This is a genomic window from Paenibacillus sp. 11B (assembly GCF_030487755.1).
Lineage (GTDB): Bacteria > Bacillota > Bacilli > Paenibacillales > Paenibacillaceae > Paenibacillus > Paenibacillus vandeheii.
Genome location: NZ_JAUKNS010000006.1, coordinates 23304 through 46854 on the forward strand (window position 1 = coordinate 23304; position 23551 = coordinate 46854).

Annotated in this window: 30 protein-coding genes; 2 read left to right on the forward strand and 28 right to left on the reverse strand. The window is 49.2% G+C overall.

Features of this window, described 5'->3' with window-relative positions; all coding sequences use genetic code 11:
- Positions 1-8: 8 nt before the first annotated feature.
- The 5 genes from iolG to iolD form a co-directional block, all read right to left on the reverse strand.
- A complete protein-coding gene (gene iolG, locus Q0V21_RS24045) occupies positions 9-1061 on the reverse strand; it encodes an inositol 2-dehydrogenase (protein ID WP_301880931.1) in 1053 nt (350 codons plus the stop codon).
- Between the two features lie 78 nt (positions 1062-1139).
- Positions 1140-2615: a CoA-acylating methylmalonate-semialdehyde dehydrogenase gene (locus tag Q0V21_RS24050; protein WP_301880932.1), complete on the reverse strand. Its 1476-nt coding sequence runs from the start codon at positions 2613-2615 to the stop codon at positions 1140-1142.
- A 72-nt stretch (positions 2616-2687) separates the two neighbouring features.
- Positions 2688-3698, reverse strand: coding sequence for a 5-dehydro-2-deoxygluconokinase (gene iolC, locus Q0V21_RS24055; protein ID WP_301880933.1), 1011 nt, complete (start codon positions 3696-3698; stop codon positions 2688-2690).
- A 181-nt stretch (positions 3699-3879) separates the two neighbouring features.
- Positions 3880-4782: a myo-inosose-2 dehydratase gene (gene iolE / locus Q0V21_RS24060; protein ID WP_301880934.1), complete on the reverse strand. Its 903-nt coding sequence runs from the start codon at positions 4780-4782 to the stop codon at positions 3880-3882.
- Positions 4783-5001: 219 nt separating this feature from the next.
- The gene (gene iolD / locus Q0V21_RS24065) at positions 5002-6867 is read right to left on the reverse strand and encodes a 3D-(3,5/4)-trihydroxycyclohexane-1,2-dione acylhydrolase (decyclizing) (protein WP_301880935.1); all 1866 of its coding nucleotides are present in this window, start codon (positions 6865-6867) and stop codon (positions 5002-5004) included.
- A gap of 617 nt (positions 6868-7484) precedes the next feature.
- Here iolD and Q0V21_RS24070 point away from each other — a divergent pair.
- Both Q0V21_RS24070 and Q0V21_RS24075 read left to right on the forward strand, forming a co-directional pair.
- Positions 7485-7709 (forward strand): type II toxin-antitoxin system HicA family toxin, encoded by a 225-nt coding sequence (locus Q0V21_RS24070; RefSeq protein WP_301880936.1) that lies wholly within the window; start codon positions 7485-7487, stop codon positions 7707-7709.
- An 84-nt stretch (positions 7710-7793) separates the two neighbouring features.
- Entirely contained in the window at positions 7794-8120 is a 327-nt protein-coding gene (locus tag Q0V21_RS24075) for a type II toxin-antitoxin system HicB family antitoxin (RefSeq protein ID WP_301880937.1), read from the forward strand.
- 81 nt (positions 8121-8201) lie between these two features.
- On the opposite strand, the gene Q0V21_RS24080 is transcribed toward Q0V21_RS24075, so the two are convergent.
- From Q0V21_RS24080 to Q0V21_RS24190, 23 genes are all read right to left on the reverse strand, one after another.
- Entirely contained in the window at positions 8202-8933 is a 732-nt protein-coding gene (locus Q0V21_RS24080) for an N-acetylmuramoyl-L-alanine amidase (RefSeq protein WP_301880938.1), read from the reverse strand.
- Positions 8926-9198 (reverse strand): phage holin family protein, encoded by a 273-nt coding sequence (locus Q0V21_RS24085; protein WP_301880939.1) that lies wholly within the window; start codon positions 9196-9198, stop codon positions 8926-8928. The genes Q0V21_RS24080 and Q0V21_RS24085 overlap by 8 nt, the downstream gene beginning before the upstream one ends.
- Position 9199: 1 nt before the next feature.
- Positions 9200-9595, reverse strand: coding sequence for a hypothetical protein (locus Q0V21_RS24090; protein ID WP_301880940.1), 396 nt, complete (start codon positions 9593-9595; stop codon positions 9200-9202).
- Between the two features lie 92 nt (positions 9596-9687).
- On the reverse strand, positions 9688-9873 hold the full coding sequence (locus Q0V21_RS24095; protein ID WP_301880941.1) for a hypothetical protein: 186 nt from the start codon (positions 9871-9873) through the stop codon (positions 9688-9690).
- The gene (locus Q0V21_RS24100) at positions 9870-10157 is read right to left on the reverse strand and encodes a hypothetical protein (protein WP_301880942.1); all 288 of its coding nucleotides are present in this window, start codon (positions 10155-10157) and stop codon (positions 9870-9872) included. Before Q0V21_RS24100 ends, Q0V21_RS24095 begins: the two co-directional genes overlap by 4 nt.
- Before the next feature lie 11 nt (positions 10158-10168).
- On the reverse strand, positions 10169-11836 hold the full coding sequence (locus tag Q0V21_RS24105; RefSeq protein ID WP_301880943.1) for a phage tail protein: 1668 nt from the start codon (positions 11834-11836) through the stop codon (positions 10169-10171).
- Entirely contained in the window at positions 11790-12008 is a 219-nt protein-coding gene (locus tag Q0V21_RS24110) for a hypothetical protein (protein ID WP_301880944.1), read from the reverse strand. The genes Q0V21_RS24105 and Q0V21_RS24110 overlap by 47 nt, the downstream gene beginning before the upstream one ends.
- Positions 11998-12198 (reverse strand): hypothetical protein, encoded by a 201-nt coding sequence (locus tag Q0V21_RS24115; protein WP_301880945.1) that lies wholly within the window; start codon positions 12196-12198, stop codon positions 11998-12000. Before Q0V21_RS24115 ends, Q0V21_RS24110 begins: the two co-directional genes overlap by 11 nt.
- Before the next feature lie 26 nt (positions 12199-12224).
- Positions 12225-12998, reverse strand: a complete 774-nt coding sequence (locus tag Q0V21_RS24120; protein WP_301880946.1) for a DUF4352 domain-containing protein — start codon at positions 12996-12998, stop codon at positions 12225-12227.
- Complete coding sequence (locus Q0V21_RS24125; RefSeq protein ID WP_301880947.1) at positions 12995-13564, reverse strand: stalk domain-containing protein; 570 nt, start codon at positions 13562-13564, stop codon at positions 12995-12997. The genes Q0V21_RS24120 and Q0V21_RS24125 overlap by 4 nt, the downstream gene beginning before the upstream one ends.
- Positions 13565-13606: 42 nt before the next feature.
- Positions 13607-15634 carry a hypothetical protein gene (locus Q0V21_RS24130; protein WP_301880948.1) on the reverse strand — a complete coding sequence of 676 codons (2028 nt, stop codon included), beginning with the start codon at positions 15632-15634 and terminating at the stop codon, positions 13607-13609.
- A gap of 4 nt (positions 15635-15638) precedes the next feature.
- A complete protein-coding gene (locus tag Q0V21_RS24135; protein ID WP_285074761.1) occupies positions 15639-15998 on the reverse strand; it encodes a DUF6711 family protein in 360 nt (119 codons plus the stop codon).
- 12 nt (positions 15999-16010) lie between these two features.
- Entirely contained in the window at positions 16011-19028 is a 3018-nt protein-coding gene (locus Q0V21_RS24140) for a phage tail protein (RefSeq protein ID WP_301880949.1), read from the reverse strand.
- On the reverse strand, positions 19029-19406 hold the full coding sequence (locus tag Q0V21_RS24145) for a Gp15 family bacteriophage protein (protein ID WP_301880950.1): 378 nt from the start codon (positions 19404-19406) through the stop codon (positions 19029-19031).
- Positions 19375-19680: a hypothetical protein gene (locus Q0V21_RS24150; protein WP_024632383.1), complete on the reverse strand. Its 306-nt coding sequence runs from the start codon at positions 19678-19680 to the stop codon at positions 19375-19377. The genes Q0V21_RS24145 and Q0V21_RS24150 overlap by 32 nt, the downstream gene beginning before the upstream one ends.
- A gap of 25 nt (positions 19681-19705) precedes the next feature.
- Positions 19706-20158 (reverse strand): phage tail tube protein, encoded by a 453-nt coding sequence (locus tag Q0V21_RS24155; protein ID WP_301880952.1) that lies wholly within the window; start codon positions 20156-20158, stop codon positions 19706-19708.
- Positions 20159-20168: 10 nt separating this feature from the next.
- Positions 20169-20558, reverse strand: a complete 390-nt coding sequence (locus tag Q0V21_RS24160; protein WP_301880953.1) for a minor capsid protein — start codon at positions 20556-20558, stop codon at positions 20169-20171.
- Positions 20555-20944 carry a hypothetical protein gene (locus tag Q0V21_RS24165; RefSeq protein ID WP_301880954.1) on the reverse strand — a complete coding sequence of 130 codons (390 nt, stop codon included), beginning with the start codon at positions 20942-20944 and terminating at the stop codon, positions 20555-20557. Before Q0V21_RS24165 ends, Q0V21_RS24160 begins: the two co-directional genes overlap by 4 nt.
- On the reverse strand, positions 20944-21270 hold the full coding sequence (locus Q0V21_RS24170) for a hypothetical protein (RefSeq protein ID WP_301880955.1): 327 nt from the start codon (positions 21268-21270) through the stop codon (positions 20944-20946). The genes Q0V21_RS24165 and Q0V21_RS24170 overlap by 1 nt, the downstream gene beginning before the upstream one ends.
- A complete protein-coding gene (locus Q0V21_RS24175; RefSeq protein WP_301880956.1) occupies positions 21270-21635 on the reverse strand; it encodes a head-tail connector protein in 366 nt (121 codons plus the stop codon). The genes Q0V21_RS24170 and Q0V21_RS24175 overlap by 1 nt, the downstream gene beginning before the upstream one ends.
- A gap of 8 nt (positions 21636-21643) precedes the next feature.
- Positions 21644-21967, reverse strand: coding sequence for a hypothetical protein (locus Q0V21_RS24180; protein WP_301880957.1), 324 nt, complete (start codon positions 21965-21967; stop codon positions 21644-21646).
- Between the two features lie 31 nt (positions 21968-21998).
- Positions 21999-22874, reverse strand: a complete 876-nt coding sequence (locus Q0V21_RS24185) for a capsid protein (RefSeq protein ID WP_301880958.1) — start codon at positions 22872-22874, stop codon at positions 21999-22001.
- A 36-nt stretch (positions 22875-22910) separates the two neighbouring features.
- Positions 22911-23501 carry a phage scaffolding protein gene (locus tag Q0V21_RS24190; RefSeq protein ID WP_301880959.1) on the reverse strand — a complete coding sequence of 197 codons (591 nt, stop codon included), beginning with the start codon at positions 23499-23501 and terminating at the stop codon, positions 22911-22913.
- Positions 23502-23551: the final 50 nt, after the last annotated feature.

Below are 23551 nucleotides of genomic sequence, written 5' to 3' on the forward strand. Positions count from 1 at the left end.
GGTCCTTCCTACGGAGCAACCGTCTGCGATTCCACCGACATTCCCGGGACTTCCCGCAGCTTCACAGGTCTGCCTTGCTCCATGGACATGCGTGCCGCGAGCGCGATACGTTCTGCCTGAACTGCATCATTCCCATTCACGATGACAGGTGTATCGTTCCGGATCGCGTCGATGAAAAGAGCTGTCTCCTGTACATACGCTTCATTGTATCGTTCCAGGAAAAAGTGCAGCGGCTTGTCGCGCATCAGTCCGGTCGCTGTACTAATTTCTGCCGTATTCGGATGATCGTTCGCAGCTGCGGCGCTGCCCAATGAGCCAAACACCTCAACACGCTGATCATATCCATATACCGCCTGGCGGCTGTTATCAATAACGCCAATCGCTCCATTTTCAAAACTCATTGTCACAATGGCCGTATCCACATCACCGTATTCTGCAAAAACAGGATTGATCAGCACATTGCCCTGGGCATAGACTTCCTCCACTTCACTCCCGGACAGATACCGGGCCATATCGAAATCATGAATCATCATATCCATGAAAATCCCGCCAGACACCCGAATGTACTCCGCTGGCGGCGGACTCGGGTCACGAGAAGTAATTTTGATAATATGCGGTTCCCCAATTGTTCCGTCCTGCACATGTGAACGTACCCGTTTGAAGTTATGGTCGAAGCGACGATTGAATCCGATTTGCAGCTTTACCCCGGCCTTTTGCACGGCTGCAACAGCTGCCTGAGTTTGATGAAGGTCCATACTAACCGGCTTCTCGCAAAAAATATGTTTACCCGCCTGTGCTGCCTGTTCAATCAGTGGCACATGCGTATCTGTTGAGGAACAGATCAGCACTGCATCCACATTTGGCATGGCGATCAGCTGGCTGCTATCTGTCGTTACCACCGGAATGCTGCGGCTGGAAGCCCACGCCTCCAGCTCAGGTCCTGCAAACAAATCACTGATCCCCACAATCTCGGCATGTGGGTTGCGCAGGAGATTATCTGCATGAATTTTGCCAATGCGCCCAGCGCCGATGATGCCAATTCTCACTTTATCCTTGCCCATTCCGTTATCCTCCCTGTATGTGTCCATGTGGACTCAACGTTCTTCCCTTGGCCCGGGTATGCCCTATGCCCTGAGTGACTACCAGCGGGCAGTGACCATCTTTTTGCGAGTATAAAATTCAACGCCATCCGTGCCATTGGCATGCAAATCACCGTAGAACGATTTCTTCCAGCCGGAAAAAGGGAAAAATGCCATGGGCGCAGGTACGCCCAAGTTAATGCCCAACATGCCCGCATCAATGGTTTCCCGGAATTGACGCATGCTCCCTCCGCTGCGGGTGAACAGACACGCCCCGTTGGCAAAGTCGGAACGGTTCGCCAGTTCCACAGCTTCCTCCAGCGTAGCTACCCTCGCCACCGAGAGCACTGGTGCAAATATCTCGTCCTTCCAGATCTTCATGGTGCTCTGCACCTCATCGAATACCGTCGGACCAACGAAATAACCGGACTTGCCTGTCGCCTCATCTTTACGACCATCCCGGATCAGAGCCGCACCTTCCTGTTCTCCGGATTCAATGTAGCTGAGTGTACGTTCCTTATGTGGACCGCGAATCACAGGGCCCAGGAATACCCCTTCATCCATACCGTTACCAATCGTGATGCGATCTGCCGCTTCCACCAGCTTTTGTACCAGCGTGTCAGCAACATCACCCACGGCGACAACAACGGAGCAAGCCATACAACGTTCTCCGGCTGAGCCGAAGGCTGCGCTGGTGATTTCCTTCACTGTCAGGTCGAGATCGGCGTCTGGCATAACGATCGAGTGGTTTTTGGCACCGGCGAGTGCCTGCACCCGTTTGCCATGTGCGGAAGCGGTGGTGTAGACGTATTCGGCGACAGGCTGTGAGCCGACAAAAGAGATCGCTTGAACATGCTTGTGTTCAAGCAGCCCGTTCACGACGTCATGCGCACCGTGAACGATATTGAGCACTCCGTCCGGAAGCCCTGCTTCCTTGAACAGCTCAGCCAGGCGGCCTGCCAGCAGCGGTGTGCGCTCGGACGGCTTCAGGACAAAGGTGTTACCGCACGCAATCGCCAGCGGGAACATCCAGCACGGTACCATCATCGGGAAGTTGAAGGGGGTAATTCCCCCAATAACACCGATTGGGTACCGGTACATGCCTGACTCCAGCCCGGTGGCGATGTCGGGCAGCTGTTTGCCCATCATCAGGTTCGGAGCGCCTGCCGCAAATTCGACGCATTCAATGCCGCGCTGTACTTCGCCGTAGGCTTCCGCGTAGCTTTTACCATTCTCCAGCGTGACCAGCCGAGCGAGTTCTTCCCAGTGCTCTACCAGCAGCTGCTGGTATCGGAACAGAATCCGCGCACGGCGAGGAACCGGTGTACCGCTCCAGGACGGGAAAGCCTCCCGTGCCGTCTGGACGGCCAAATCCACGTCCGCCTGTTCAGACAGCGGCACGTGTGCAATGACCTCTTCGGTGGCCGGATTTACGACCGGCTCCGTACGGGTTGCCGCCGGGGTCACCCAGGCACCCCCGATCCAGTTTTGAACCATTGTCGCTATTGCTGACGCTTCAGAAATCCCTTTTCCCATAGCCCTGTCTCCCTTCGCTTATATGTGCGTTGCATCAAATTTCTCCATGTACTCCAAGTACTTCAACACGCTTCAGGACACCGTAATTTCGCCCCGATTGCATCGTTCAATATAGTCATTCACTTGTTCCACCGTTGGCATTGCATCCGAGCAGCTATGGCTGGAAATCACGATACTTGCTGCCGCACTGCCAAACGCCATGCTGCGTTCAATCGTCCACCCCTGCATCAACCCATACAGGAAGCCCGCCGCGTAGGAATCACCTGCACCAAACGTTTTCACCACACGCGCAGGGTAGCTGTCCGCTTGATGAGATAGCCCTTCACCTGTATAGGCAATGGAGCCTTCCTTGCCATGTTTGATGACCACAATTTTAGCTGAAAAGTCGAACCATTTTTGCGCGGTCACCTGATCGCTATGGTCTGGATTATGGTCAAACGTCTCCATCATGTCGAACTCTTCACGTGTGCCCAGGATGATATCGCATTTCTCGGCTGCGAGGTTATAATAGACCGCCGTTTCTTCTGCTGATGTCCATGTGTATGGACGATAGTCCAGATCAAACACAATGACTGTGCCATGCTTTTTCGCATACGTCAGCGCCAGGAATACCGCTTCACGCGATGGACTTTGGGCGAGGGCTGTACCCGAGATCAGCAGCACTTTGGAGTCGGCAATCAGCTGTTCCTGCACCTCTCTCGATTGCAATAGCAGATCAGCTACATTGTCGCGATACATCAGAATGCTGCAGTCAGTTGGGCTTTTGATCTCGGTAAAAGCAAGCCCTGTCACCGCTCCGGTATCATCTGTTACCACATTTGACGTATCGATCCCGTTCCACTCCAGATAGCTGTGGATGAATCGGCCCATCTGGTCATTTGCAATTTTGCCGATAAACGCCGTTTCCATGCCGAGTCTGGACATGCCAATCGTAATATTGGCCGGAGAGCCGCCCACATATTTTGTAAAGGTCATTGTCTCTTCCATCGGGCGATTGATCTCGTTGGCATTCAAGTCTATGCACAGACGGCCAATCGCGGTGAAATCCATCTTCCTGGAACCAGGAAAGGATACGTAGGTCATTGCATTTGAACCCCTTTCTATGATGGGATTTTGCATGTATATATGGATAGAATATTTAGAATTGTGAAGTTTAAAGTTTTAAGTTTTGTCTCTGTAATGTTGTTAGAAAAATCATCAAACTTACATACTCATCATCCGGTTTACCTCATGGTATGGCTCTCTCCCGATTGCCATGACTTTATCAGCTGTGTTGGTATAAGGACTCCATATATTGCAAAGATCTCCGCGCATACTCATATGGATTATGAATTGCAGGGTCCTGTTCCCCTTCAAGCATCGCCCAGCCATCGTACCCTCGGGTGATCAATTCCTGCAGAATAGGCGCAAAATCAATACAACCATCTCCGGGAACCGTGAATACCCCTTTACGGATGCAACCCACAAAATCAGACTGTTCTGCCCTTGCTTCGTCCAGCACTTGATGACGGATATCCTTCAGGTGGATATAGGCAATCCGGTCATAATGCTTGCGCAAGAGCGTTAGGGGATCTGCTCCACCGTAGTAGGCATGGCCTGTGTCATAGAGCAAATAAACAAGAGATGGGTCGGTCAGCTGCATCAGTTTATCGATTTCTTCTGGCTGCTCCACAACAGTGCCTCCATGGTGATGATACGTCAGTTTCAACCCGTGCTCACGGGCGATGGTCCCCGCTTTGTTTAGCCCCTCAGCAAGGATGTGCCATTCCGATTCACTGAGTCTCAGCACTTCTTTTTCATGTGGTGTCCGCCTTGGATCAAAATGCAGCGAACCGCCTACCTCCGCCGTGCTAATCACCGTGCTGCCCATCGATTGCAGAAATTCTGCGTGTCTTCGGTAGCTCTCCAGCTCAGACTGACGATATGCCGCGTCGGAGAACAAAACCGATTTCCACTGGGAAACGAGGCGTATGCTGCGCTTGTTTAACTCCCCCCGCAATATGACTGGATCCGTGGGATATTTCCGCCCCATCTCCGTACCCGTCAGTCCGAGCCGCTGAATATCATCCAGTATCTGTTCACATGTTGTTGCATCACCATGCTCCTTCACATCCTCTCCGACCCAGTTGATCGGATGAATCCCGAGCTGAAATGGCAGCTTGTTCATGGCTCCACGTCTCCTTTTATAATTCAACATTTCTCGCATTATTCAGTGCAGAGTGCTGAACGATGCATTTTGCATAATTTCGAATTAACTCACTCCTGGGTGCAAGATATTTAGAGGAAAAAGCAACCTGATCCATACAACGGATTCACGAGTGAAGCATTTCTATCTATATCATGCTGGTTAGAAGATACTCTTGGATTAATGCACATGCATGCACAATTAAATGAGTTTAGCCTTGGCACGGTTTGCCTGCATCGTGTGGTGAGCATGAACCACTTTTTCTTCCGTAGATACTTCTGGCACACCCACATTCCACCACGACTCATATCCGCCTGCATTGGTTCCGGGAACGACCGGAATTTCAATCAATGTAGTTTCGGTCTCATTCCGTGCATCTCTTAGCGCCTGCTCTAATTGTTCTGTCGTCTCTGCCTTATAGGCTTTGGCTCCAAGGCTGCGGGCATGAGCTGCAAAATCGATAGGCATGTAATCCCCAGTCAGTCGTCCGCTCTCCGATTCCCGATAGCGGAACTCATTGCCGAACCCGTCACTTCCGTGCTCTCGCTGCAAATTGTGAATACACTGGAATCCGTTATTATTAAATAGCAAAATGGTCATCTTCTTCTGTTCCTGCAAGCTCGTCACCAGTTCAGAATGCAGCATTAGGTAACTGCCGTCACCCACCATGGCATACACATCCCGCTCAGGCTCGGCAAGAGCTGCTCCGAATGCCCCGCTTACCTCATAGCCCATACAGGAGAAGCCATACTCCATGTGGTATGTTTTTGGTGCAGATGCACGCCACAGACGGTGCAAATCTCCGGGTAAACTTCCCGCAGCACACACGATGACAGAAGAAGGGTCAATGGTCCGGTTAATGACACCGACCGCAGTGGTCTGGGCCAGCCCAGCCTCGTGTTGCAGTCCATAAAGCCGATCCACCTCGCTGTTCCATTCATCCCGCAGTTCGGCGATCTCGGATGTTCCGTAACCGCTGCGGTAATGATGTTTCTGTAAAGCCGTTTGCAACGCTTGCAGACCTTCCCGTGCATCAGCCAAAATCGCTTCCCCACCCAGTTTGGCAGCATCCATGCCGTTCAGGTTAATGTTAATGAAAGCCGCTTCAGGATGTTGAAAAGCAGACCGGGACGCCGTCGTAAAATCCGAGAAACGTGTACCGACGCCGATTACCACATCTGCTTCCCTGGCTAGCCTATTGGCAGCCAGCGAGCCGGTTACGCCGATGGCTCCCACATTAAGTGGGTGGTCCCACGGCAAGGCACTCTTGCCAGCCTGCGTCTCGGCAACCGGAATGCCATATGCCTCGGCGAATTCAGCCAGCTGCGCGGACGCCTCGGCATACAACACGCCGCCGCCAGCAATGATCAGCGGCCTCCTGCCACGGGCAATCTGCTGCGCTGCCCGTTCAATAGCCGCCTGGACCGGAGGACGACGGTCCAGGTAATGCACCTTGCGGGCGAAGAACGATTCAGGGTAATCGTATGCCTCTGCCTGCACATCCTGCGGCAGCGCCAGCGTTACCGCGCCCGTCTCCGCCGGGTCCGTCAGCACGCGCATCGCCTGCGTGGCAGCAATCATTAGCTGTTCAGGACGCACGATACGATCCCAGTATTTGCTGACCGCTTTGAACGGATCAGTAGCTGAAATGGTATAATCGCCACTGACCTCCAGCTGTTGCAGCACAGGATCTGGTTCACGCGTGGCAAAGTTATCCCCCGGAAGCAATAAAACAGGAATCCGATTGACCGTTGCGGTTGCAGCTGCGGTAATCATGTTCAGTGCACCTGGTCCGATGGATGTCGTGCAGGCATAAATCTGTCTACGGTTCTTCTGCTTGGCATAGGCCGCCGCCGTATGTACCATGCCTTGTTCATTTTTCCCCTGCATATACGTCAGACTTCCTGAACTACGCTCCAGTGCCTCTCCAATCCCCGTTACGTTGCCATGTCCAAAAATGCCAATGACACCCTTCACAAACTTCGTTTCCACCCCATCAACCGAAATATATTGCTGATCCAGGTATCGGAGCAGTGCCTGAGCCATCGTCAGTCTAATTGTTGTCATGGATTGACATCTCCCTTCCCTTTACGGGTTAAGCGCTTAATCTACGTTAAGTTTAAGCACTTTACCCCTAAAGGTTAAGCGCTTAATTGATATAGTATTACAGGCTGAAGGATTAGGCAAGATATTTTTGTAAGCGGTTTACAAAATAAAGATTAAAAAAACGACCTTATGCATGTGTCGCTGTATACGATCCATCGTTATTAATAAGGAGATCCGATGTGCTTATTAGCAGTGGAATGAGTGTTCAGGTACAGATGGAAACGTAAAAAAAAACAAAAAAGAGATGGCAAGAACCATCTCTCTTTTGGTTTTACTATAAAGCGGGTGATGGGAATCGAACCCACGCTATTAGCTTGGAAGGCTGATTCTCACCCTATTCCGCGGTAGTCTTACACAGTCAAAAGACAGATGAACTCTCGTTTTTAAACCTTATGGGCAGTCATGACCAGCATGTACAAACATTGAATACACAATCAACTGCCCCATGACTGCCCCTTTATAATAGAAGGAACACATCTGCCGAAAAAATAAAATAGAGCTGAATTGTTCCAAATCAAGAGCATAAACCTCTTGTATAATGGTACTGTATGTGGTACTATATAAACAGGAGGTGAGATATGGCTAGGATAGAAAAATTGGTCCGAAAAATGAAAGACCGCCCCAGTGGTATTCAATATGATGAAGTTGCCAAGGTACTCCGGCATCACGGTTATGGATTAGTGAGAAGCAACGGCTCGCACTTCCATTTCCGGAACCAAGCAGGAGACTTGATAACCATCAAAAAGGAACAACCACTAAAGGCGGCATACGTCAAAGACGTACTGGACCGGATCGGGGAGTAGCACCTCCCCTTTCCTTAATTCTCATCATATCCTAGCCGAATATTAATGGCAAATCATAGCCAAAAGAAGGATTTAGCGTACTACATGGCCCTCCCGTATACAATACAAATCAGACCCGTTAAGGACGAGAGCGGTGATTATTTCTTCGCAACTGTTGCGGAATTAGATGGGTGCCAGAGCAATGGGGATACCTCTGCTGAAGCCTACGAAAGTGTTCGGGAAGCAATGGAGGGTTACCTGGCTGTAAAGCTGGAATACGGTGACGACATTCCTGAACCTATCGGAGATGATAAGTTCAGCGGGAAGTTTAATCTTCGGGTACCTCGGAGCTTGCACCGGCAATTGGTGGAGCGGGCCGCTGCGGAAGATGTGTCGTTAAATCAGTACTGCCTGTACAAATTGAGTAGATAAACAAAGAGCCCTGCTGACCATTGAAGGTTAACAGGGCTCTTTTGTACCGATGCTTTCGGATTTAATTGTATATTACCTTAATTATCCTTTTTGGTCAACATACTTCAATACCCTACCAACCACGATCGCCATTTCTTCGCGCGTGATCGGTGCGCCAGGTCTTGTGCCATCGAAGAAGCCTTTCTTCGTCAATTCCTGCCACGTTTCTTTAGCCCAACCACTAGGCACATTAATATCGCGTTCTTGTGTTACTGGCTTGTCCTCCTTCCCCTTACTCTTCAGCCCCAGGTATGTAGCAATCCCTTGGACATGACCTTCGATAATCGCATCAATTACACTCGCTTGCTTCAACCGATCCGCGTCAGCTGCCACATCGACAAACAGGTTCTCGGTCAGGACTGCCGGCATTTTGGATTCGCGGACCATGTGAAGGTTCTGCGCCTTCTGTCCTCGATCGATTCCGCCCAACTTAGCCATGATTGCCTTGTGTAATGCATCCTGAAGTTTGATACTCTCTTTAGATGCCGAAGTATACCGAAAGGACTCAAACCCGCCCTTGCCGCCACCAGCGTTGCAATGGATGGATACCAGGATGTCAGCACCAGCAGCATTGGCTTTGCTTGTCCGCTCCTTCAGTTCCAAAAATACGTCCGTGGATCTGGTCAACAGCACCTGTACATTCTCGTAATCAGCTTCCAGGCGTTCCTTGATGCCGAGTGACACCTTTAGAGCAATATCTTTTTCCAACACACCGTTTCCCGAACCGCCTGGGTCCTTACCTCCGTGGCCCGCGTCGACCTCTACTTTAAACATCTGTACCAGCTCCCTTTTTCGTCTGCTTTACCAACTGATTCCCGTAAACCGCCACAGCGCCCACTAGAACGCCCTGTACCACACTCTCCACACTCAGGCCAAGCATCAGGATAGAAAATACAATTGCTACACCGGAAACGATATAAACGATGGTCCAATCCTGTACCTTTGGCGTTTTCTTGAGAACGTACCCAATCACCCAGCAGGCTGCCAATACGATTAGCAGCCTAGCATCAATCAACCCTTGAATAATGTCCCACTCCACACTACATTCCCCCTAACTTAATTCCGGCCCATACAGCCGCGATAAGAAGTCCAGTCAATCCAGTTAATGCCGCACCATACACGGTACGCTTTAGCCACTTTTGGTCCTCGTCATGCTTATTTAAACGTGTCAGCGCATCGGCCGCATTGCGCTTGGCTTCATGGGCTACATCGGTTGTCTTCTTCAATTCCGCTTCAAGCTCGATAATACGAAGAGTCATTTGCTGGGCCGCCTGTAGGGCTTCTTTGGAAATTTCTCTAACCTCGGCCAAACCTGGAGCCAATGCCGCCAGCGGCTTCAGCGCTTCCTCGATCCGTGCCAGTTGAACCTTCAAATCCACAATCGTATTTACATCCTGCACCTGCATGTCCTGTACACCTCCTGGTATGGCTTCCATACGCCAATCCCCCGTCTCTATCTGAATATATTGAAAAGCCCCCTGACCACTCCAGAGGGCACAAAAATAGCGCTCCGATGTCGGAACGCCTGTTACTGTTCGATCATGAATTCAACGCCACTCTCAATCAAAATTTCATTTACCTGTCCACGCAAAGATTCAGGTACAGCCTTATACTCCGTTTTCCCCAAAATGATACGTTGTGCAAAGAACATAGCAACCATGGTCTCACCCCCTTCCAGACGAATCAAAAGCCAAAATAAAAAGCGCCGGATCATTTGTATAACTCCTGCGCCATTTCAGCGATAACATCGTCAGTGAAGTCGGCACGGTCGGACAATGCTTTGCTTTGTGCTTTCAGGAGTGTGCTATCTTGCTTGATTGATTCAAACTCCTCTTGCGGTACAGTCACATAAATTACAGGAACAGGTGGAGCTTCATCTGCAAAAACTAAAAAATTCCCATCAATGATATTACGTTCTTCCACGAGAAATTTATGTGCATTCTCGGCAATGAGTCGTTCGCGTTCAGCTTGAGTTTTATATTCCAAAACCATTTTCATCCGTCAACCTCCTACTCTTGCGTTATTGTCAAAAGATTAGTACCGTAAATTATCTTTTCTATCGACGCAGATGATCCAATTGCCCATAAATAAACAGAAATTTTATCACCAGCAACAAAGGTTATATCCTGTACATATGTTGTTGGTGTTGATGAGCTTGAGCTTCGGAGTGTGCCGAAAGCAACCCCATTTTTATATATTTGGGCGCGAGCATTAGTAGATGATGTGTACAAGTCAAACGAGATACGTATTGTCCCTGGCAGGTTAAATACAATGCCAACCACCTCGTACGGTGTGCTAGAATTGCTACTCGCGTAATTAGTTCGTCTGAAAATCGGGCCGCTTCCTGGAGAAATCGAACCAGTAAACGTACCAGGCACCCCACCAACTGTTATACCAGTCCTGATATTTCCCGCAATTAAGTTCGTAATAACAGCTTGTACCACACCAGAGCCATTATGATATCCTTCTGGTACAACATAGACGCCGTTTTGATTTGTGATATTTTGTGTAACAGCACCATTATCGAGCATGGCTCCAGTACGGTTATTTCCTGTTACATTCGAGAACGTCGCTCCAGACATGACTTGTGACGGGGTAGCCGAACCTGTAGCGCGAATAACCGCCGCTAATTTAGAAATAAGCTGATCCCATGTCTCTGAAGTGGATGCCAATACCCCTATGGAGTTAAGCGCGGCAACCACTTCGGCTTTCCGCTCAACTCCAGCTTGAAAAGCCAGTCCAACAGCTTTCTCCGTTGCTGCAACATCACTCCGAGAACCATCAGTAGCATCAGACAATTGCACAATACCTTTCTGAGTCAAGGACGCATCATCAATGACGATTTCCGCAACTTTACCGTCCGTATATTCATTGGCTGCCTGTTTGGCTGCGTCTGCCTTGGCCTGTGCCCCTGTTTTGCTCTCCCCATCTTGCCGTACAAACTTGGCATCCGTTCCACTCATCAGACCGCTTGAGCCGCCAATTACAGCATCAGGGATGACGTCCGTCCCGCCAGTGATATGAGATGATGCGTGAGCGCCCGGCGTTGCTTCCCCTGTTGCCGTCAGGACAATCCGCTTGCCCTCGGGATCGGTTGTGACTGTAATCCCTGTACCACCAACAAAAATAACTGTATCAGACTTACCGGAAGCTTCCACATCATTGATAACTGCAAAGGCGTTTTGGTTGACCTCAGCTCCTGCAGCAATCCCATTTAGCTTTGTGTGGTCCGCTGCTGTTACATGGATATTCGTATCCGTTGCATGGCTGTCCAGATTGGCTTGTACGGTGTCCGTTTCAGCTTTGCGGGCAATGTCATCCGTTGCGATTGGAGCAGCTACCTTGGCCCGTCCCGCTGCGTCACGCTGCATGAGCGTGTCAGGGGTTGCGGCGCTGGTGCGGGCATCCACTAAGAGCTTGTCAGCCGCACTCATGAACCCCGCTGCATTCCCTTTTGCTGTCGGATGCTCATCTGCCCCGCGTGCCTTATGTGCAGCCAGATCAGCAGCAGCCGCGGCAATGGCTGCCACTTTAGCTGCATCGGCTTTGGCCTGGGCATCCGCTGGCGTACCTTTGGTGTCCATCTCGGCCTGAACACGATCAAAACCGATGTTAATGTTATTGAAATCCTCACTTATCTTTTTGCTGCCCTCCAGATTCGCGAACCGGTTCGCCATTCGTAACAACTCCCTTCAATAAAGTTTCAACGTCCTGGTGAATAGCCCGAAGGAACGCAACCTGAGAATCCAGCGTGGGTAATGTGTCCACCATGGCCCGGATCACCAAAGGACTCTCACGGAAAATGTCAGTCACGTCTACGGACAGCTCAAGCACTTTCTTAATTCTCACTTGGTGCACCCCACTTCATATTCTTCATGATTTCAAGCATAGTGCCTTTCATCTGATCATTGACGCGGATCGTCACCGTCTCAGCTTTGGTCCGTTCATCATGGGCAATTAATTCCTCACGTATAATCTCGCGTAACCGCTGTTCCTCCATGCTGTTCACACCTTTCTGGGCAACAAAAAAAGAGCCCATGCATATGGACTCTCTCATGTGTTATTTTATTTTGTTTTGAACCATACCCCACCAGATCCGTCATACTTACGTTCGAACGCAATCAAGGGTGAATCATCGTTCTTCTTAACCATGAAGACTACCCAGCCCTCGTTTGAAGATCCCGCGTAAATACTTGAATTTATTTTCGGATCGGGTGTTACTACCGTTTGATTATCATAAGCTGTTCCAGAAGTGGAGACTAGCGTGAAATCTCCGTTCCAGAGGTCAACAGCAGTATCCGATTTAGCATTTCTGGTAATATTCACTTTCGCTTTTGCAAGTATATATTCATATCCGGCAGCGGGTTCATCGTTGAACATATTGGCTTCATGAATCATCTGCCAAGCTTGCTCCCCTCGAATAACCTGCTGGATACTCACCGTACCGCCATAATCATCCATAATATCCTTCACAGTAAACGGAAGTGTCGTACCGATTGACGCTGGATTAGCTCTACTATTAGAAGTGGATGAATTATTGCCGCTAGTATTGTTATTTCCAGTATTTGTATCTTTGCTTGGTGCTGTTGAAGAGGACCCGCCAATAATAATTTTCTTACCTTCAACTTTTATGGATGTTCCAGTTGCTTCAGCAATCGCTCGTACAGGTACATAAGTAGAACCATTAATTACTACAGCATCTGCTATTTTAGAACCATTCTGTTCAACTGAGAACAGACCTTGTACTTTCTGACCGAGCAAGCCAGATGAAGCTGCCATTACAGTAGTGGAACCAAGTAATAATGTTACTGCCAATACTCCTGAGATGACTTTTTTCACTTAGCAACCTCCAGCGCTTCATCAATCAGCTTCAGTTCTGCTTGAGCATCATCTACCAGCTTTTGATATTCAGCTACCTTTTGTTTTGCAAGTCTAGTAGTTTCAGCGTCCCCCGCTGCTTTAATACCCTCGTATTCATCAGTTACTTTTTTGAGCCCTTCAACAACTGGTGGCAAGATTTTATTATTATATTCCGATTTCAATATTTCCAAAGCGGCTTTTGATTTACCTGAATACTTGTTCGCAGTCTGAATGGGAGAGTCGGGAGAGTTGATCCCAGAAGACCCGTTCGCATCAGACGTGATAACGATTGTTTTACCAGTCACTTTAACATCAGCCCCTAAAGCGTCAGACAAGGCACGCGCTGGAACATTTGCTCGAGAGTCAATAACTGCACCTTTGTCTGACAATTTCTTTCCATCTACAACAATCGTATATTCACCAGTCACTTTCTTTCCAACCATGCTCTTAACAGTATCGGCAAATGCTCCTGCTGATGTCGAAAACACTACGCCGATAATGATACCACCAGCAATATATGCAACTTTATGTGCAAACTTCTTCATGACTCTACCTCCGTATTGGTGCTATTTTCCTATTATGATACATTACGGATTTGAAGTTGTGAAGGTTCCGCCCCAATTTGCGGCATTAGAGAGCCCGTGGTTGTGCGTAGGCAAAGTAACAGAGTGTGAGTGAGAATAGAAAGCTAACAGCAAGTTAGAAATCTGAGTTTGTAAATTCGTCAATTGACTTTGCAGTCCGCTGACGTCTGAGATATCCAGGCCGTTAACCGCCCCCGCAAAATTGACTGCACCTTGAAAACGAATTGGATTACCCGTATTGTTCGAACCAATTATGATGCTATTTCCATACATGGTCAGGACGCCACTGTTTGAATAGGAATTGATCTCGCCCACCGATGTTCCGTTTACATCCCTAAAGATCATAGCAGCAGCCAATGAATCCTCTGTGGTCGCCATCTGTATCCGGTTGCGTCCACTGGAATCATAGGACCGGAACCCAGCCGTATCAATCTCAATGCGCCTACCACTGTTGGCTGTTTTCAGAACCGAACCAATGATGGTTGAACCATTGATGGTACCACCATTAATTTGGCCCCCTGTGATGACCGCCGCCGTGATCGTGCCACTAAATTCCCCGCCAACCGCAACCATATGGCCTGACTCGTTGACGGAAAATGAGTTGCCTATCTGTATGCTTCCACCCACAATGCGCCCCCCGGAAACTGTTCCGCTGAACACACCATCTGAAGCTTCCAACGTGCCTATGAATTTGTACTTGCCTGCAACCGGATCAAAGTACAATTTGTCTTGACCATCAGCCTGGAATGAAAGCTTATCACTGTTCAGTATGACCTTGCTCTTATGATCTTCCCGCTCAATGATTAACCCCTCAGTACGGGTGATGGTAGCCCCGTAGTAGGACTTACCTTCCTTGATCGCATCTTTATTCAGCTTGTTCACTTGTTGCGTTAGACTGCCTTCTACGACAAATTCACTGCGCTGCTCTGAAACAGATGTGGCTTCCAGACTCATCTTCAAGCCACCAGCAAAGCTGAATACCTGGTGTAAGATGATTGACTTGTACTCTACAAGCCCATTCCATGGGATCTGGGTATCTTCCCATGTTGACACGGTATCAATCCAGGTACTGCCTTCCTGCTGTACAAACCCGATGACATCCCCTTGTTCCAACTGAGGATACCCCCGCGCTTCCATCGTCAAAGGCAGATACGAGAAGCCGTTCAGCGCAGCCTGCAAGTTGTTTACTTGCGATTGGGTCATGAACGGGTTTTCCAGGTAGAGGGTATGGTTCTCATCCCCGGTACCCGCTTCATACTGCAAGCCATCCTCGGTGTTGTACGTCACCACTACACGGCTATATGACTTAACGGGATTGGTCATTTTGGCAACCACATAATCCGCTGTCGTCATTTCAAATACAGGTTCTTCAGCAGCCGTAAACCGCTTGAATTTCAATGTGCCAGCCTTATCAATAAAAATACTCGCGCTATTCGCAGAAGCGATATAGGCAAGTACTTGGCGCATGGTGTACCCTGCTGGCCCTGCCTGCACCTGATAGGCCGGATTAATCACCACGCTGCTGTCATACGTCCAGCCAAGCCGGTTGCAAATTTCGTTGAAGACCGCTCTTTGTGTGGTCGGATACGTCAATGATGATATGTACGCCACGTCAGCCATAACCAGCTTGTCGTAACAGGTGTACGTCCAGACATCATTGATCTTCTCCCGATCATCGACAAAGAACTCTCCCAGCGGCAACCAGTCCGTCCCTGAGCCCGTCCAAGTGATATTCATGTCTTGCCATGGGTACTGCGCTTCTAGCCACGTCAGGCCAGCCAGAGACAGGGACAGGTACGGCACGATACGTGCATTCGCTGGGATGATCTCATTTGTTCGGAGTTTGATTGTCAGTTTGGAGGGAATGGCCGTCCCGATCTGGAAGCCATCGGTCAGACTCAAACTGTTCTCAATACTGAAATCCACGATTCTACTGCTATCGTATTCCTCACTGCCCACCAGAGCCTTGACAATGAATTCCCGGTCTGGCCGTCTTAAATAATCCGTGTAGAGCGGCGATATTGGATACATCTCATCACCTCTCTGTCAGCGTCAATTTGAGACCATTCCAGTACATGACGCCGCCACTCATCACACTGAACGGTGCAGGCCGATTGCCGACATACATCCGTTTAGTTTCATGCTTCCCTGTCATGGGATCTGGATAAGTGCAGTCAAAAAACACATTGGACATGGATTGAAGGATGGAGGACATTTCTGCCCAGGTCAGCATCCCCCAAGTCATGTCTATCTGCCGTTTGACCGCTATCCTGTCCCGGTTCAAGGTTCCGTTTGCAGTACGTACCGATGAATTAGCGTCATCCAAGTCAAGTACCGTCACCTGGTACGTGGAGGGATAAGCGGCAATCTCTTGACCATTAATTTTGATTTCCAATCTGCATCCCTCCTATGTCGTTAATGGCGAACGGCCTGTACGCCTTGTAATATCGTTTATTGCACTCACAGTAGCACGCCCCAACTCCGTACCGTTGAGCTGGATGACGGTCTGTTTGTCTCCGTTTCGGATCGCGTCCAAAATCAGGAGCAATATTTCCACCATCGGCTGATTGTTCCCACCTATCATGTCTTGAAGCTTGGACAACGGTGACACGACTTCGGGGTCAACGGAAGCCCCTCGGTTATCCCCGACCATAGCAAGTGTAGGCCCGTAGGCCAAACCGCCTTTTGCCAGCTTCGGAATTTTCGGGATCTGTGGTACCCCAATGTTACCCCCGCCCACCTTCTGACCAAAGACCTCAAACTCAGGAATGCTTACACTCAAGCTATTGAATCCTTCGATGACCTTGTTAATGCCATCTATGATCAGGTTCAATGGAGCTTTGACAAGACTATACAAGGAATCGAATATCCCACCAAAGATGTCTTTTACGCCTGTCCATGCCTTCTTCCAGTCACCTGTGAAAGCACCCGCTACAAAATCAATGACGCCGCCAAGTGTTTTCAGCAACCCCTTGATGATGCCGCCTACGCTTTCGATGACCGTTGTGACGATGTTCAGTATGATGTTAAAGCCCTTGGTGAAGCCTGGAGCCAGTTTGTCTATGACATAACTGATCAACGGAACAATGAACTTGTTATAGATGTCCAATGCGGCGTTAACCAGTTTCATGACCACCTCGCCCACTTGCTTGATGATTCCCTTGAGCGTGCCGTCCCAAATTTCATTCAGCTTTTTGAGGAACGGCTCTATGATCGGTTTCAGGATGTCGTCCCAAAGTTTCTGGAACAGCTTGCGCGTGTTCTCCATAAACTCCGTCAGCTTCGCAAGTAGCTCGGCCCCGTATTTGTTCCACAGGCCCTTGATCGTCTCCAGCGTATCCAAGACAATTTTTTTAATCAGATCAAAGACGGGTTTCAACACCGTGTTGTAAATGTCATTGATCAGCTTGACGGCCCATTCAAACGTGTTGGCTGCTTCCTTGAAAGCCCAAACCAACGTGTCTGCAAACACAGGTACCAGCGTATCAACAATCTTCGCGGCAATCGGGATGATGAAGTCATTCAAGGCATAATCCACAAAAGGTTTAAGCGTACCATTCAGCAAGTCAGAAAATGATTTCCCGATCTGCGGAATGATATCCAAGAACAAATCCCTGAACTGCTCCAGTGCCGGATTCAGTGTGCTGTCCCATAGATCGTTGATGTGGTTGACTGCATTCGTGAAAGTCTTAGTGAACGTGTCAATGGCCCAGACCAGTGTATCTGTGAAAATGGGTACCAGCGTCTCAGCAAGCACCGTAGATACTGGGATTGCAAAGTCGTTCATCATGAAATCCGTGAACGGGTTCAATGTCCCATCCAGTAGGCTTTGCAAGGCTGCAGCGATTAACGGCATATTGGTAACAAAGGCGTTCTTCACCTTATCCAGACTCGGTAACCAAACGTTTTCCCACAGCTTAATGGATTGATCCGTAGAATTCCGGAATGTCCGGTCAAGGAAATCAAATGTCCATACGATCTGCTTCGCAATGACAGGAGCAAACGATTTAACAAAGCCTGTGACGATGGCCGGAATGAAGTCACCCAAAATGTACTTCGCCACCGGAACAAGTACCTTGTCTTTCAGATCCAAAAACGTCTTGCCCATATTGGATACCGATTGACGAATAGGCACCATCATATCAACAAACGGTTGTAGTGCCGGCCGCATTTCGCCCCAGCCTGAAGAGATATAAGCCCAAGCTTTAGAGAACCGCGATTTTACATCTTCCAAGAATGCAGCAACCTGTTGTTTGATTGGATCGATCTCGATTGATGGTGTGCCCAAGTCCAGGTCACCAAATCCAGCCATCGCACCCAGGCCGCCTATTCCTTTGCCAGCTCCAGCAGCTTTAGAACCCGCATCATCCAGAGCGGACGCCGCGGATTGAGCAAGTGTATTGAGCTGATCGAATCCGGCCAAACTGCCCTTCATGTCTTTTCCGGCCTTCTTGGCCTTCTTGCCTGCCTTCTCAGCCGCTTTCCCTGTATCTTCTACAGCAGGAGCTGCGGCCGCTGCTGCATCACCCATGCCGCCCATGGCATCGGTAGCCACTGTCATTCCGGCACCACCAGCGTTCACAGCGTCACCAAAGACCAGTTCCGTGAATGCCTTGAAATAGGCTGCTGCAACCTGTAATTTGGCTATGATCCAGTTGAGCCCTTTTAAGATCGGTGTCAAGATGTTGATGAATCCTGCACCCATTGTGCCCTTGAAGATGTTCCACTGTTCGGACATCATGCGGACTTGGTTCGCCCATGATTGGCCGTTACGGGCAAAGTCACCCTGAGCATCGGCCGTTACCTGTAGCAAATAACCATACCGGAGCATGGCCTGTTCAGATTGGGTCATGGCTAACCAGGACTTTGTAATGCCCTGAGACATCGCGTAGGCTTCCATATTGACCACGGACATGTTCACACCCAATTGCTTGAGTGGTTCTGTCTCACCGACCATACCGGAGAACACTTTGTAATACGCTTCGTCATTTGTGATGTTATAAAAAGAAGCCATGTCAGCAGATAATTCCGTCAACCTAACGGACATCTGTTTCATGGCTTCACCGGAAATACCGGATGATTTGAGCATGGCACCCATGGTGGATGCGTACCGTTTACCGGACAGTTCGGACAAACCGAATGATTCGATCAGGTTCGATGACCAGTTGTTAATCTGGTTTGTCATTGATCCGAACGTGACGTTAACCACGTTCTGTACTTCGGCCAGATCCGATGCCAGGTTAATGGCTTCCTTACCAAACTCTTTTAAGCTATGAACTGCGAACGCTCCAGCAACAATCCCGCCCAGCTTTGTGAATGCTCCACCAACAAGGTTTGTAGCTGTACCAGCGATTCCGTTAAGCTGACTTCGAAACGGCCCATAATTGAGCCCTAGGTCTAAATCTACCTGGCCTGCGCTAGTCATCTACCCACCCCCAAACATCCGGGCTATTGCCGCTTCCATATTCTTCATCTGCTGATCAAGTTTCACTGGGTCATCTAGTTTCTTGTCCGCTTGCCGTGTTCGCCATTCCCTGTGAATGCGGCGCTGATCTGCATTGAACCCCTTGATTGTTTTCGGGTCCTTCTCCGCTCGGATCGTCACAATGCTGCCAAGTGGTGTATCAGGCATTAGGCCCCCAACGAATGTACAAAACTCTTCCCATGGCATGTCCCCGTGCTGCCGGATGCGGATACCGTACTGTTTGGCAAGGCTGGCTTCAATTAGAGACCAGTCCTCGCGCAAATCGTACCAATTTTCCGGCGCGGCGCTATTGTCGAAATCGGGCAGCGGCTTCCTCATAGGATAAACCCTGCATAGCTGCAACCAGACCGGACATAAGCACTTTCAAATTTTCAACGCTCATTTTTCTTACACCAATTTCAGTCACGGCTTTCTCACCCAAAGACCCTTGAATTGCGTTCAGAAGTCCTTTCACAGAAGCGTCATTTGCCAGTTCTTCAAATCCCAATACAGCTTCAACAGAATTGTTGATTGGATACTTTTTGTTCCCAATCTGGATTGAAGCTACCTCGTCTTTTGCAAATTTATCTGTAAGATTAATAATGTTGGCCATCTTTAAATCCCCCTTGGTTTATGAATTATGGTGTAGTTGGTGCTTTATCAAATTCCGGCTTACCGTCAGACAGCAGCTCAAATTCCAGACCGTCAATGTTGGTCGAATCGCCGCCTGCTGGTGTGGTCAGGTTGATCACGCAATCCATGGTCAGCTTCGCGCCGGATGGCATCGTCCATTCGAAAATCGTTTCTACCTCTTGTCCCGTACCCAGCAACAAACCAGCAACGTAATCATTACCAGGATCGCCATAGTTCCGTTTACCTGAAAAGCTGAAAGACAAGGACTTACCCGTTACAGCACGTCTTGTCCAGCCCGCTTGGTCCATCGAACTCCACTCTTCCGTGTTACCATCAATAGCTGGAGCGAAATTCTCCAGATCCTTGATCGTCACCAACTCTGAATCTGTGGAAGCTCGACCCTTGATACCTACTTTGAAAATATTGTTATGAACCGGAAAAACGCCAGTTGTCGGCATTAAAATCCCCCTACCTCTCGTAACAAATCGTTGTCTCAATCACGTATTCATATATCCCTGCATCGTCGGTACCCACATCAATAGGCCATGGTGTCCTCATCTCAAAGGCAATGACACGGTGTCCTGCTATCTCGCCATCAGAACGACCAAATAGCGCAGCATAGACCTCATGGGCCTTACGCTCCGCTGTATCTGCATTCTTTGACCAGTGAACCAGGATGGATATGGACTTGCTGGCATAGCTGGTGTTCTCCAGCCCTCCGATGGCAATGTAAGGTTGTCCGGTGTTCAGGTTGTAAACACCAATGGACTGTTCCTTCTTGCCGTCGATCTTGCCAATGTACCAATATGGGGAATCGATCTGCGTTTTCAGCCAATCCCGAATCTCGGACAGCATCATTTGATGAACCCACCCCCAAACTTCTTGACCAGCTTTTCAAACGTCTTGCGAATCCAGCCTTTCTGTTCCTTCTGCCAAGCTTCCAGCCATAGCCCTTGGGCGTTGGCGTTCTTATCCCTGCGGAAGTTGTATTCTGGATGCCAGTAAAGACGGCGCGCATACGGCGTGTCATACACAATCTTGACCTTGCCCTTTTTGAGCCCCGTAGTATCTACCCAGGCACTGCGTTCCAACTCCCCTGTTTGTTTTGGCACGACCTGAGCGTTTGCAATCTCGGTCAGGATGCTTTCTGCTTTCCCGTTGGCGACTTGCTCCAGTGCTTTCAATGGAGCATTTGCAAGCTCCCGCATAGCCTGGGGATCCATCGTCACTTTCACTTTAACCATCAGCTCAACTCCAATTCCGTAGAAAAGACGCTGCCATCTGGATGCTGTGGCCGTGATGCGCTGAATATGATCCGATCAGTACCGCCAACCCGGACAAAGCCCTCAATCAGTTCTCCAGGCAATATATCACCACGAAGAATCACCTTGCCGGACAACGTAACCAATCGGCGCTCCTTATCCAGCTTCTGACGCATCTTCTCGTCATAACAAGCAAGCCCGTCAAAGATTAGATCCTCGACAGGCTCCCCGTCTTCTGACAGTTTGGTGTGAAACACTTGAACAGGCGTTTTTAAAATCCAATGTGGAAATGGAAACTTACCCCGCATCAACATAGCCCCCTATTCATCAACCCTGTGGCTCTCAGCAGGTTTGTAACACCTTCGGTAGTCTTAACCCCACCAGCGCCTTCAACGGCCTTAAATGACACGCTGACGCTGCCCGCTGAGTATCCAGAGAGCGGGAAGTCCAAGTAATCCCCATATTGGAACTGGAAATCCGCTTGTTGGCATACTGCCTTGACCACATTCCCCCGCTGAAAGGCTGTCAGGCTGTCCAGTTTGCGTTGTACGATGCGATTATAGGTCAGGCTGTCTATTTGGTCGGATGCCCGACTGAGAGCCTTATTCAAGTCCTCAGCCGGAATCACACCGTCCCCATAAAGTTCATACTCTTCTTCCGTTACATATGACATGCCATCACCTACTTGTCATCAGGTGTAGTCGTGGCTGCAATCTGCTTTTTAAGTGATTTGATTTCCTTGTTCGCGTCATCCAACTGGGTTTGCAGCCCCTTCAGCGCTTCCGGTGTACCAGAACCGGATGCCGCAATCTGATTCCTCAACTCTTCGTTCTCTCTTACCAGCGCTTCGTATTCCTTCCAAGACACCTTCTTGCTTGAAGAGTTCTCTACCACTTCAAGCGTATTTCCCGACTGTTCAGCGATATCGAAGCCGAGTTTAAGATAGGTTACCCGCTCAGCATCGTCAATCTTCAACTGCGTATTTCCCTTTACTGCAAACAACATGTGATTTTCCCCTCTCTATTCGCTGTTATATTTAGGCTTGAACGTTCATTTGGATCGCGGCCGCTTTACGCTCGATCAAGAACAGATCCGTGTAACGGCGGTTTTGGTACAGATACCCGTCACCTTGTGTATGGCTGCCTGGCTCCCACAGAAAGATTGCACTGTGTTTGATCGGTGCCAACACACAGTCTGGATGAACAAGGATCAAGTTAATCTGTTTTGCCCCTACACCCGCCACAGCACCGTTTGTAAAGTCATATACTGTCTTCATACGGCTGGAAGGTACGGATTTCAACACGACCTCATCCAAACTGCGTACTGCCCGGTCAATCACACCGCTGTTCTGACCCACCGTAACAATCTGGCGAAGCTTCTCGGCAGATTTAAGCAGTTTCAAATAGTTTGGCGTTACGTACATGATCCGGCCTTCTTGCGGTACCTCTGCTTCGTCCATGTTCATCATCATTTCATCGAACACTTCCAACGCATTGGCTGCATCCAAAACGGTTGTATCTGGCGTGTATCCCATTGCCACATAATCCGCATACATCTTGGAGAAACGATATTTATCAAGCTCAGGAATGGCTTGTTCCTTCTCGAATGTCGCTGTCAGATTAGCAGCAGAAACGATTTGATTCGTTTCATCTACGTCCATGGCATCGACGAAGAACTCCACATCACGGTCAAAGGTCAAGGCCATCGTCTCAAAATTATTGCTGACGGCTTGTCGGTTCCAACCCCCGTTACGGTTGTGATTCTTATACCCGGCTACATCCAAACTTGGCACCTTGATTGTTTTGTTATTCACCCAGATGGCATTCTGCGTAGTCAAACCATCCGAAGCCAACTCTTTCGTATACTTCTGCTGCAATGTGGTCAAAAAGCTTTCTACATAGTTGAACGGCATGTGTTCATCTCTCCCTTAAATTAGTAAATTGGTTTATTACTTCGTTTCAGCAACGCCGAAAATACTTGCCAGTTGATCGTTCGTGGCTTGCCCGGTTCCTTGCCCTGGATTGCCTACACGGAAACCACCTGCACCGCCACCGTTACCGCCGCCTGCTTCATCGGGTTTGAACAAGTAGGCATCCGATGTTTGAAGCCCCTTCAATTGCTCATCCAGCCCTACCACCTTACCGTCATCGCCAATAACCAACTTTGCCTTGTCGATCATGCCCGTAACCACCTTCTCGTTATGGACCTTACCGTTAAGAGCGGCAGAAATTGCATTGGTCATCTGAATATCATTCAAATCAGATTCATACTGCTGCTTGGCTGTGGTGTTTTCCCCCTGAAGGCGGGCAATCTCAGCCTTGAGCGATTCCGAAGCTCCTGCATCCTTACTGAGCGTTTCGAGCTGCGCGTCCCGATCCGTAACGTCCTTCTCCAGCTTCTTCTTCACATCCGATAAGTCGTTGTACTGCGATTTGGGAACAAAGTGTTTTGGAAGCTCCTTGCCTGCATCCGTTACGATCCCGTCAATCTTTGAATCATCCAATCCCGCATTCTTCAACAACGTTTTCAACCAATCCATTTGTCATCAGCCTCCATAGATTTATATAGCTGCTCTCCAGCTAAGGGAGC